The organism is Acidovorax sp. sif1233, from assembly GCF_019218755.1.
In the GTDB taxonomy this organism is placed as follows: domain Bacteria; phylum Pseudomonadota; class Gammaproteobacteria; order Burkholderiales; family Burkholderiaceae_C; genus Acidovorax.
The window spans coordinates 571078-582657 of the sequence record NZ_JAHUWZ010000002.1; the positions used below are offsets into that span (position 1 = coordinate 571078).

The window sequence follows — 11580 nt, forward strand, 5'->3', positions numbered from 1 at the left end:
CGCCGTTGCCTCGGTGGAAACCCGGGGGATCATAACGACCGGGCCCGCACCAGGGCGGGGCGCAACACCCTGTTGCGTTGCAAATGGTGCATTCCGGTTTGTGGAATGATGGGCCCCAGTGTGCCCCGTGCCGCGCGAAATCCGTGGCACCGGTGCGGCGCCTCGGCCACAATCCGCACAGGCTCGCTCGCACGTCCCTCGCACAGCCATGGCATCACCGTGGCGTGCCGACCCCTTCCTCTCCATCTCCCGCCGCTGCCCGGACCGCCGTCTCTACCGCGCCCTTCCGCCATGGACCCCATCACCATCTTTATCGTCGCCACGCTGATGATGCTGGCCAATGGCTGGGTCCTGGGGCTGATGCGCAACGACTTTCCCGAGGCCTTGCGGCCCAGCGCGGGAACCTGGCGCACGGCCACGCTGCTGCTGGCCGCCAGCGCGGTGCTGTACGCGGTGCAGTACCGGCTGCCGCTGGGGCTGGCATCGCCCATGGCCAATGGGCTCGTGCTGCTGGGGTGCACCGGCTACTGGCGCGCGCTGCGCCAGTTCTATGGGCTGCCGGACAGGCTCTGGCTGCTGGCCCCTGCGATCGTGGGGATTGGCGGCATTGCCTGGTTCGCCATCGCACGGCCGCACACGGGCATGCGCGTGCTGATCCTGTCGGGCAGCTGCGCCTTCCTGCTGCTGGCGTGCTTCGCGCTGCTGGCCTCGCAGAAGTCGCATGACGGCGCGCGCAGCCGCCGGGTGATGGCCAGCCTGTTTGCCGCCGTGGCGGCGTTCACGGTATTTCGCGCAGGCTACTTCCTGCTCAAGGGCGTGAGCCCGTCGTTCGATGTCACGGGAGATGGGGCCTGGATCAACATGGCCAGCCCGATGATCACCGCCATCCTGCCCGTGGTGGGCACCACCGGCTTCCTGCTGATGTGCTCGCAGCGCATCGGCCGCCAGTGGGAGCTGGCCGCCTCAACGGACTATCTGACGGGCCTGGCCAACCGCCGCACCCTGGTTGCGGTGGGCGAACAGCGTTTCGCGCAGGCGGGTGCGCGCGGGGGCGGCCTGGCCCTGGCGCTGATCGACATCGACCACTTCAAGGCCATCAACGATTGCCATGGGCATGCGGTGGGCGACGTGGCGCTCAGGCATGTCGCCGGGCACCTGCAGGCCTCCTGCAGTGGGGCCGACTTCGCGGCGCGCCACGGCGGAGAGGAGTTCGTGGTGCTGTGGGACGCCGCGGACAGCCGGGCCGCGCGGGCCGCCGGGGAGAGGCTGCGCAGGCTGGTGGCCACCCGCCCGCTCTCGGTGGACGGACTGCCGCTGGCCATGACCATTTCCTTGGGCGTGGCCTTGAAGAACGAGGGGGACAGCAGCTTTGACGAGCTCCTGCACCGAGCGGACGAAGCCCTCTACGCGGCCAAGACCGGGGGCCGCAACCGGGTGGAAGTGGCTGGCTGAATGCCCGGTCAGGTCGCGGCTTCCAGGCCGTGGGCGAAATGGGCCTGCATGGCGCGGGCCGTGGCCTGGGCATCGCGCGCCACCATCGCCGCCAGGATGGCGCGGTGCTCGTTCAGCGAGTCCTCGATCCGCCCCTGCTTGAGCAGCGAGTTGTGGCGGTTGAGCTTCATCACCTTGCGCAGGTCGGCCACCATCTGGCTGCGCCAGCGGTTGTCGGCCAGCTCCAGCAGCAGCATGTGAAAACGCTCGTTCACGGCAAAGAACCGTTCACGTTCGCCGGCGGCCGCCTCCAGTTCGGCATGCAGGGCCTGCAGCGCCTGGAGTTGCGCCGCGGTGGCGGTGGCGGCCACCACGCCGGCCGCGTCGCTCTCTAGCAGGCTCAGCAGGTGGTAGACATCGCGCAGGTCCTTCTCGGACATTTCGGTCACATAGGCGCCACGGCGCACCTTCATCGTGACCAGGCCTTCGGCGGCCAGCACCTTGAGCGCCTCGCGCAGGGGGGTGCGGCTGATGCCGAATTCCTCGGCGATCTTGAGTTCGTCGATCCAGCTGCCGGGCTCCAGCTCACGGCGGAAGATGCGCTGGCGCAATTGCTCGGCGACTTCTTCGTAGAGGGCACGCGGCGTGAGGGTAAGGGCAGACATGGGGCGGATTGTAAGCTCAGAGGAATATTTTGAATCAATAATTATGAATGATGTAAACTCGCCGCCACATCGGGAACCGTCCCCGCGCCGTTTTACGCCTGCAACGCCATCTTCGGAGAAGTTTTCGCCATGAGTGACACCCCCCCCAACAACACTCCCGAATTCGCCGCGTCTTCGCTCGAAGCCTGGGCCAAGGCCGCCGCCAAGTCGGCACCGGGTGGCGACGTCGGCGCCCTCAACTGGGTCACGCCCGACGGCATCACCGTCAAGCCGCTGTACACCGCGCAGGACACGGCCGGCCTGCCATACGCCAACACCTTGCCCGGCTTCGAGCCCTACCTGCGCGGCCCCCAGGCCACCATGTACGCGGTGCGCCCCTGGACCATCCGCCAGTACGCGGGCTTTTCCACCGCCGAGGAATCCAACGCCTTCTACCGCAAGGCGTTGGCCGCAGGCGGGCAGGGCGTGTCGGTGGCGTTCGACCTGGCCACGCACCGGGGCTATGACAGCGACCATCCCCGCGTGACGGGCGACGTGGGCAAGGCCGGCGTGGCCATCGACTCGGTGGAGGACATGAAGATCCTGTTCGACCAGATCCCGCTGGACAAGGTGTCGGTCTCGATGACCATGAACGGCGCCGTGCTGCCGGTGCTGGCGGGCTACGTGGTGGCGGCGGAAGAACAGGGCGTGAGCCAGGACAAGCTCTCCGGAACGATTCAGAACGACATTCTGAAAGAGTTCATGGTGCGCAACACCTACATCTACCCGCCCAAGCCGTCGATGAAGATCATTGGCGACATCATCGAGTACACGGCCAGGAACATGCCGAAGTTCAACTCGATCTCGATCAGCGGCTACCACATGCAGGAAGCTGGCGCCAACCAGGCGCTGGAGCTGGCCTTCACGCTGGCCGACGGCAAGGAATACGTGAAGACCGCCATCGCCAAGGGCATGGACGTGGACGAGTTCGCCGGGCGCCTGAGCTTCTTCTGGGCGATCGGCATGAACTTCTACCTGGAAGTGGCCAAGATGCGCGCGGCGCGCCTGCTGTGGTGCCGCATCATGAAAGAGACCGGCGCCAAGAACCCCAAGAGCCTGATGCTGCGCACGCACTGCCAGACCAGCGGCTGGAGCCTGACGGAGCAGGACCCCTACAACAACATCGTGCGCACCACCATCGAGGCCATGGCGGCCGTGTTTGGCGGCACGCAGAGCCTGCACACCAACGCGCTGGACGAGGCCATCGCGCTGCCCACCGAATTTTCCTCGCGCATCGCGCGCAACACGCAGCTCATCATCCAGGAAGAGACGCACATCACGAACGTGGTGGACCCCTGGGCCGGCAGCTACATGATGGAAAAGCTGACCCAGGACATGGCCGATGCCGCCTGGAAGATCATCGAGGAGGTCGAGGCCATGGGCGGCATGACCCAGGCCGTGGACAGCGGCTGGGCCAAGCTCAAGATCGAGGCCGCCGCCGCCGAGAAGCAGGCGCGCATCGACAGCGGCAAGGACGTGATCGTGGGTGTCAACAAGTACAGGCTGGCCAAGGAAGACCCGGTCGATATCCTGCAGATCGACAACGTCAAGGTGCGAGACGGGCAGATCGAGCGCCTGAAAAATATCCGTGCAAAACGCGATCCAGACCTTGTACAGCAAGCGCTGGATGCTCTTGCTTCCGCAGCAGAAAGCGGCGAAGGCAACCTGCTCGACCTGGCCATCAAGGCGGTGCGCCTGCGCGCCACGGTGGGCGAGGTGTCGGATGCGCTCGAGAAGGTTTTTGGGCGCCACCGCGCCGATACGCAAAAGGTGACCGGTGTGTACGCAGCAGCCTATGACTCGGCCGAAGGCTGGGACAAACTCAAGACCGAGATCAACGAATTTGCCGAAAAGGAAGGCCGCCGCCCGCGCGTGATGATCGCCAAGCTGGGCCAGGACGGCCACGACCGGGGCGCCAAGGTGGTGGCCACCGCGTTTGCCGACCTGGGCTTCGACGTGGACATGGGCCCGCTGTTCCAGACGCCCGAGGAGTGCGCGCGCCAGGCGATTGAAAACGACGTGCACGCCGTGGGCGTGAGCACGCTGGCCGCCGGCCACAAGACACTGGTGCCCGCCATCATCCAGTCCCTCAAGGACCAGGGCGCGGACGACATCATCGTGTTCGTGGGCGGGGTGATCCCGGCGCAGGACTATGAGCACCTGTACGAAGCGGGCGTGAAGGGCATCTACGGCCCGGGCACGCCGATTCCGGCCAGCGCCAAGGATGTGCTGGAGCAGATTCGCAAGGCGGTTACCGCTTGAGTTCGCCTTTTCCTTCCGAGCCTTTTCGCCATCCCATGTTTGGCTTTGAAAGCGTTGCGCAAGCAGACTTTGAGTCCATGGCCGACCTGCGTGCAGAGGCCATGCGCGAAAGCCTGGAGCGATTGGGACGCTTTGACCCCGTGCGGGTGCGGGAAAGGCTTCGCGATGCCTTTGTGCCGGCCTATATGCGGCACATCGTGGCAGGTGACGAGCGCATTGGTTACCTCACGCTGCTCCCGTATGCGGACCCCGCACGCATGAGGCTGCACCACCTGTACGTCCGACCCGGTCGCCAGGGCCGGGGCGCCGGGGCGTGGGCCCTGGAGTGGGCCAAGGCACAGGGCAGGGCGCTGGGCCAGGACATCACCCTGGGCGCCTTGCGCGGCAGTGGCGCCAACCGCTTTTACGTGCGCAATGGCTTTCAACTGGTGGAGGAGCAGGAGTTCGACCTGGAGTACCGGTGGAGCCCCGCATTCGAGAAGGCCGCCGCGAGGATGTCGCCATGAACCTCTATCCAGGTGTGCTTGGCCAGCCCGGCCCCACGCAGCGCCGCGCGATGTCCAAGGCCATCACCCTGCTCGAATCGACGCGGGCGGACCACCGCGCCCAGGCGGATGAATTGCTCACGCAGCTGCTGCCCCATACCGGCAAGGCGTTTCGCCTGGGCATCAGCGGCGTGCCCGGCGTGGGCAAGTCCACCTTCATCGAAGCGCTCGGGCTGTACCTGATTGGCCAGGGCCATCGCGTGGCCGTGCTCACCATCGACCCCTCCAGCACCGTCTCGGGCGGCTCCATCCTGGGTGACAAGACGCGCATGGAACACCTGTCGGTGCACGAGAAGGCCTACATCCGCCCCAGCCCCTCCAGCGGCACGCTGGGGGGCGTGGCAGAGAAGACGCGCGAGGCCATGCTGGTCTGCGAGGCCGCGGGCTACGACGTGGTCATCGTCGAAACCGTGGGCGTGGGCCAGAGCGAGATCGCGGTGGCGGGCATGACGGACATGTTCGTGCTCATGCAGCTGCCCAACGCGGGCGACGACCTGCAGGCCATCAAGAAGGGCGTGATGGAGATTGCCGACCTGGTGGTCATCAACAAGGCCGACATCGACAAGAACGCCGCCACGCGCGCCGAGGCCCAGATCACCTCCAGCCTGCGCCTGCTCGGCATGCACGGCAACCCTGACCACGCGACGCACGGCGCGCTGTGGCAACCGCGCGTGCTGCAGATCAGCGCTCTGCTGGGGCAGGGGGTGGATGCTTTCTGGACCACCGTGGCGCTGTTTCGCGACATGCAGTCCACCAACGGCCGCCTGGCAGCGCGGCGCGAAAAACAATCGCTCGCCTGGATGTGGGAGCGCATCGACGCGGGCCTCAAGCTCGCGTTTCGCCAGCACCCGCAGGTCAGGGAGCTGCTGCCCCAGATGCAGGCCGATGTGGCCGCAGGGCGCATCGCGGCATCGACTGCAGCACGAAATCTGCTGCTGGCGCAATCCAGTACAGCGCAAGCAGCTATCAAATAAATAGTAAACAAACCACCGAATTCACCAAAGGACGACGACCATGCAAGACATCCTGGATCAACTGGAGAAAAAGCGTGCGCTGGCACGCCTGGGCGGCGGGCAAAAGCGCATCGATGCGCAGCACGCCAAGGGCAAGCTCACCGCGCGCGAGCGCATCGAGCTGCTGCTGGACGACGGCACGTTCGAGGAATGGGACATGTTCGTCGAGCACCGCTGCACCGACTTCGGCATGGAGGACAACAAGATCCCCGGCGATGGCGTGGTGACGGGCTACGGCATGATCAACGGCCGCCTGGTGTTCGTGTTCAGCCAGGACTTCACGGTGTTTGGCGGTGCTTTGAGCGAAACGCACGCCGAAAAGATCTGCAAGGTGATGGACCAGGCCATGAAGGTCGGCGCACCGGTCATCGGCCTCAACGACTCGGGCGGCGCCCGCATCCAGGAAGGCGTGGCCTCGCTGGGCGGTTATGCCGACGTGTTCCAGAAGAACGTGCTCGCCAGCGGCGTGATTCCGCAGATCAGCATGATCATGGGCCCGAGCGCCGGCGGCGCCGTGTACTCACCCGCCATGACCGACTTCATCTTCATGGTGAAAGACAGCTCGTACATGTTCGTGACCGGCCCCGAAGTCGTGAAGACCGTGACGCACGAAGAAGTGACGGCCGAAGAACTGGGCGGTGCCGTGACGCACACCACCAAGAGCGGTGTGGCCGACATGGCGTTCGAGAACGACGTGGAGGCGCTGATGATGCTGCGCCGCCTGTACAACTACCTGCCCCTGAATAACCGGGAAAAGGCCCCGGTGCGTCCCAGCAACGACCCGGCCGACCGCATGGACCGGAGCCTGGACACGCTGGTGCCCGAGAACCCCAACAAGCCCTACGACATGAAGGAGCTGATCCTCAAGACCGTGGACGACGGGGATTTCTTCGAGCTGCAGCCCGAGTACGCCAAGAACATCCTGATCGGCTTCGCCCGCATGGAAGGCCAGACCGTGGGCATCGTGGCCAACCAACCGCTGGTGCTGGCGGGCTGCCTGGACATCAAGAGCTCCATCAAGGCCGCGCGCTTCGTGCGCTTCTGCGATGCGTTCAACATTCCGGTCGTCACGTTTGTGGACGTGCCCGGCTTCATGCCCGGTACCAGCCAGGAATACGGCGGCATCATCAAGCATGGCGCCAAGCTGCTGTACGCGTATGCCGAGTGCACCGTACCCAAGATCACCGTCATCACCCGCAAGGCCTACGGCGGCGCGTACGACGTGATGAGCTCCAAGCACCTGCGCGGCGACGTGAACCTGGCCTGGCCCAACGCCGAGATCGCGGTGATGGGTGCCAAGGGTGCCGTGGAAATCATCTTCCGCGAAGACAAGAACGACCCCGTGAAGCTGGCCGCACGCGAGGCGGAATACAAACAGCGTTTTGCCAACCCGTTTGTGGCCGGCGCACGTGGCTTTATCGACGACGTGATCCTGCCGCACGAGACACGCAAGCGCATCTGCCGGTCGCTGGTCATGCTGCGCGACAAGAAGCTGGAAAACCCATGGCGCAAGCATGGGAACATCCCGCTGTAAGCAGGGCATCGGCAGCAGGCAAATGGCACAGACCCGCGCGTTCTTCCCCTCCAGAGTGGACTCATGGCTTGTCGCCATCGGCCCGCTCGCTGCGTTGACGGCGATAACCGCAGTAGCAGGGCTTACTGGGCCGTTGGTGCTGAATTCGGGCGCCACGCCACCGGTGCTTGCGCTGGTGGCGGTCATCTTGGCCTTTGCGCTGGTACTGCCGGCGTGGGTGGCGCTTGACACCAACTACACATTCACGGCTGAGGAGTTGCTGGTTCGCAGTGGTCCGTTCCGCTGGCGCATAGCCTTGGGCGATGTATGCGAGGTCTCGCCATCGCGCAGTTGGATTTCCTCGCCCGCCCTGTCGCTGGACCGCTTATGCATTCGCTATGGAGCGGGTCGAAGCGTTTTGGTGTCGCCGCGTGAAAAGCAGCGCTTCATTGACACGTTACTTCAGCGCTGTCCTTCCGTCCTAGTTACTGGTTTTTGAAATTTCCTTTTGAGGAACTTGTTATGTTCACCAAAATCCTGATCGCCAACCGTGGCGAAATCGCGTGCCGCGTCATCGCTACCGCCCGCAAGATGGGCATCGCCACCGTCGCCGTCTACTCCGACGCCGACAAGGAAGCGCGCCACGTCAAGCTGGCCGACGAGGCTGTGCACATCGGCGCGGCGCCCAGCCGCGAGTCGTACCTGCTGGCCGACAAGATCATTGCCGCCTGCAAACAGACCGGCGCGCAGGCCGTGCACCCCGGCTACGGCTTCCTGTCGGAGAACGAAGCCTTCGCCAAGCGCTGCGAGGACGAAGGCATTGCCTTCATCGGCCCCAAGGCGCATTCGATCGCGGCCATGGGCGACAAGATCGCCTCCAAGAAGCTGGCCAACGAGGCCAAGGTCAACACCATCCCGGGCTACAACGACGCCATCGCGGGCCCCGAGCAGGCGGTGGAAATCGCCAAGGGCATCGGCTACCCCGTGATGATCAAGGCCTCGGCCGGGGGCGGCGGCAAGGGCCTGCGCGTGGCGTTCAACGACAAGGAAGCGTTTGAAGGCTTCACCAGCTGCCAGAACGAAGCCCGCAACAGTTTTGGCGACGACCGTATCTTCATCGAGAAGTTCGTGCAGGAGCCGCGCCACATCGAGATCCAGGTGCTGGGCGACAGCCACGGCAACGTGATCTACCTGAACGAGCGCGAATGCTCCATCCAGCGGCGCCACCAGAAGGTGATTGAAGAGGCGCCGTCGCCCTTCATCAGCGATGCCACCCGCAAGGCCATGGGCGAGCAGGCGGTGCAGCTGGCCAAGGCGGTCAAGTACCAGAGCGCGGGCACGGTGGAGTTCGTGGTCGGCAAGGACCAGGACTTCTACTTCCTCGAAATGAACACCCGCCTGCAGGTGGAGCACCCGGTGACGGAATGCATCACCGGCCTGGACCTGGTGGAGCTGATGATCCGCGTGGCCGCAGGCGAGAAGCTGCCGCTCGCGCAAGCCGACGTGAAGCGCGACGGCTGGGCCATCGAGTGCCGCATCAACGCCGAGGACCCGTTCCGCAACTTCCTGCCATCGACCGGCCGCCTGGTGCGTTTTCAGCCGCCGGAGCAGAGCATGTTCCAGGGCGACACCGACAAGAAGCTGGGCGTGCGCGTGGACACAGGGGTGTATGAGGGCGGCGAGATCCCGATGTACTACGACTCGATGATCGCCAAGCTCATCGTGCACGGCACCGACCGCGACCATGCGATCGCCAAGATGCGCGCGGCGCTCAACGGCTTCGTAATCCGGGGCATCAGCAGCAACATTCCGTTCCAGGCGGCCCTGCTGGCCCACCCGAAATTCGTGACCGGCGAGTTCAACACCGGCTTCATCGCCGAACATTACGGCAAGGGCTTCCACTCCGAGGACGTGCCACACGAGGACCCGCTGTTCCTGGTGGCGCTGGCCGCTTTCATGAACCGCCGCTACCGTGCGCGCGCCTCGGGCATCAGCGGCCAGCTGGCAGGGCACGAGGTGAAGGTGGGCGAGCAGTTCGTGGTGGTCACGCTGGGGGCCGAGGGGCAGAACGAGCACCATGCGGTCTCGGTCACCGACTTCCAGGACAAGTCGGGCTCCAGCGTGGTGGCCGTGGACGGCAAGAGCTACCAGATCAGCAGCGCCGCCACGCTGGGCCAGATCCGGGTGCAAGGCCAGTGCAATGGCGCCGGGTTTACCGCGCAGGTCGAGCGCGGCGTGGGCAAGAACCCGCTGGCCCTGCGCATCGCGCACAACGGCACGCAGATCGATGCGCTCGTGCTGTCACCCCTCGGTGCACGCTTGCACAAGCTGATGCCCTTCAAGGCGCCGCCGGACCTGTCCAGGTTCCTGCTTTCGCCCATGCCCGGCCTGCTGGTGGATGTGGCGGTGCAGCCCGGCCAGAAGGTGCAGGCCGGTGAAAAGCTGGCCGTGATCGAGGCCATGAAGATGGAGAACATCCTCTTTGCTGCGCAGGATGGCGTAGTGGGCAAGGTGGTGGCGGGCAAGGGCGAGTCGCTGGCGGTGGACGACGTGATCATTGAGTTCCAGTGATGCCGCCGAGCGCCCCGGTCCGCGCAACACGCTGGCCTGGCCACACACCGCGATGACCGTGGTCTTGCGTGTGCTGCTCGGGCTGGCCGGCGCCGTGCTGCTGGTGGATGGCGCCGTGCTCATGGTCCTGGGGCACCTCGATCTGGGCACCATGCTGCCCGCCGCGTTGGGGGCGGTCTTCCTGGCCCTGGCCGCGTGGTGGACTCCGCTGGCGGGCTGGCGGCACCGTGGGCGGCGGCGCCAGCAGCTGTGGCGCGCGGGCTGGTGGGGCCTGGCGGCCTGGATGGCCAGCCTGGGGGTTTTCTGGGCCTTTCTGGAGAATGCCGGCATCCCGCCTGCACAGGTGCCGCCCGTGCAGGCCATCGTGGTGCTGGGGGGCGGCATCCAGAACGGGCAACCCCGGCCGGCGCTGGCAGCACGGCTGGACACGGCGGCCGCGCTGGCCCGCCTGCAGCCCACCGCCCTGATCGCCGTGTGCGGCGGCGAGGTATGGGGTGAAACGCACACCGAAGCCGAGGTGATGGCCCGCTATCTGCAGCAGCGCCATGGCGTCGCCGCAGGGCGCCTGGTGCTGGAGGCGGAAAGCACCAGCACCGCGCTGAACCTGGCGCTGGGGCGCCCCCTGCTGCTGGCGCGTGGGGTGCCGGCCACGGCCCCGCTGGCCCTGGTGACCAGCGACTTCCACCTGCCGCGCGCCCTGCGCATCGCGCGAGGCCACGGCTTCACGGCCATGGTGCCGGTGGCGGCGCCCACCCCCCTGGCCACGCGCTACAACGCGCGGCTGCGCGAATACTTCGCCACGCTGAGCAGCTGGGTGCTGCGCGAGGCATGAGGCCAAGCGGCCTTCTGCGCGGAATAGGCCGCTTGCGCTGTACGTAACTGCATTTATAGCTATCAATCAAGGAGCAAATCATGACGGCAAAAGAGCGGCCCTTCAAAGTCCTGGGCATTCAGCAGGTCGCCATCGGCGGCACGGACAAGGCACGCATGAAGACCCTGTGGGTGGACATGCTGGGCCTCACGCAGACGGGCACGTTCCAGAGCGAGCGCGAGAACGTGGATGAAGACATCCTCGCGATGGGGCGGGGCGCCTGGAAGGTGGAGGTGGACATCATGCAGCCGCTGGACATCGACAAGAAGCCCGCCGTGCACACCACGCCGCTCAACCACATCGGCCTGTGGATCGACGACCTGCCCATGGCGGTGGAATGGCTCACTGCCAAAGGCGTGCGCTTTGCGCCCGGCGGCATCCGCAAGGGCGCTGCGGGCTATGACATCACCTTCCTGCACCCCAAGAGCAACGACGAGTTTCCGATCGCTGGCGAAGGCGTTCTGATCGAGCTGGTGCAGGCGCCGGCCGAGGTGATCGCGGCGCTGGGCTGAACAACGGCTGGCTGCCGATGGTGCGGGGGCGACGGCATGCGCCAACGTCGCCCATCGTCAGGCGCCCCTGGGCCACGCGGGGCGGCAGATGGGCACAGATAGCGCCGCGTTGCGGTTGCATCGCGATGGCCGCCCTCCACCACGCGCCAACCTGCCGT

10 protein-coding genes are annotated in these 11580 nt (G+C 65.8%); 9 read left to right on the forward strand and 1 reads right to left on the reverse strand.

Annotation, left to right across the window (positions count from 1 at the left end; all coding sequences use genetic code 11):
• Positions 1 to 291: 291 nt before the first annotated feature.
• Complete coding sequence (locus tag KW843_RS10060; protein ID WP_218294989.1) at positions 292 to 1452, forward strand: GGDEF domain-containing protein; 1161 nt, start codon at positions 292 to 294, stop codon at positions 1450 to 1452.
• 8 nt (positions 1453 to 1460) lie between these two features.
• On the opposite strand, the gene KW843_RS10065 is transcribed toward KW843_RS10060, so the two are convergent.
• The gene (locus tag KW843_RS10065) at positions 1461 to 2096 is read right to left on the reverse strand and encodes a GntR family transcriptional regulator (protein ID WP_218294990.1); all 636 of its coding nucleotides are present in this window, start codon (positions 2094 to 2096) and stop codon (positions 1461 to 1463) included.
• Positions 2097 to 2225: 129 nt separating this feature from the next.
• Between KW843_RS10065 and scpA the strand changes: the two genes are divergently transcribed.
• The 8 genes from scpA to KW843_RS10105 all read left to right on the forward strand — a co-directional run bounded on the left by scpA (position 2226) and on the right by KW843_RS10105 (position 11422).
• Positions 2226 to 4397, forward strand: coding sequence for a methylmalonyl-CoA mutase (gene scpA, locus KW843_RS10070; protein ID WP_218294991.1), 2172 nt, complete (start codon positions 2226 to 2228; stop codon positions 4395 to 4397).
• Positions 4398 to 4474: 77 nt separating this feature from the next.
• On the forward strand, positions 4475 to 4903 hold the full coding sequence (locus KW843_RS10075) for a GNAT family N-acetyltransferase (protein ID WP_218294992.1): 429 nt from the start codon (positions 4475 to 4477) through the stop codon (positions 4901 to 4903).
• Complete coding sequence (gene meaB, locus KW843_RS10080) at positions 4900 to 5916, forward strand: methylmalonyl Co-A mutase-associated GTPase MeaB (protein ID WP_218294993.1); 1017 nt, start codon at positions 4900 to 4902, stop codon at positions 5914 to 5916. Before KW843_RS10075 ends, meaB begins: the two co-directional genes overlap by 4 nt.
• A gap of 40 nt (positions 5917 to 5956) precedes the next feature.
• The gene (locus KW843_RS10085; protein WP_010458871.1) at positions 5957 to 7489 is read left to right on the forward strand and encodes an acyl-CoA carboxylase subunit beta; all 1533 of its coding nucleotides are present in this window, start codon (positions 5957 to 5959) and stop codon (positions 7487 to 7489) included.
• A gap of 22 nt (positions 7490 to 7511) precedes the next feature.
• Entirely contained in the window at positions 7512 to 7967 is a 456-nt protein-coding gene (locus KW843_RS10090) for a PH domain-containing protein (RefSeq protein WP_218294994.1), read from the forward strand.
• Between the two features lie 23 nt (positions 7968 to 7990).
• Complete coding sequence (locus tag KW843_RS10095; protein WP_218294995.1) at positions 7991 to 10039, forward strand: acetyl/propionyl/methylcrotonyl-CoA carboxylase subunit alpha; 2049 nt, start codon at positions 7991 to 7993, stop codon at positions 10037 to 10039.
• Positions 10026 to 10871, forward strand: coding sequence for a YdcF family protein (locus KW843_RS10100; RefSeq protein WP_369642472.1), 846 nt, complete (start codon positions 10026 to 10028; stop codon positions 10869 to 10871). Before KW843_RS10095 ends, KW843_RS10100 begins: the two co-directional genes overlap by 14 nt.
• Positions 10872 to 10951: 80 nt before the next feature.
• Complete coding sequence (locus KW843_RS10105; RefSeq protein WP_218294996.1) at positions 10952 to 11422, forward strand: VOC family protein; 471 nt, start codon at positions 10952 to 10954, stop codon at positions 11420 to 11422.
• Positions 11423 to 11580 lie beyond the last annotated feature (158 nt).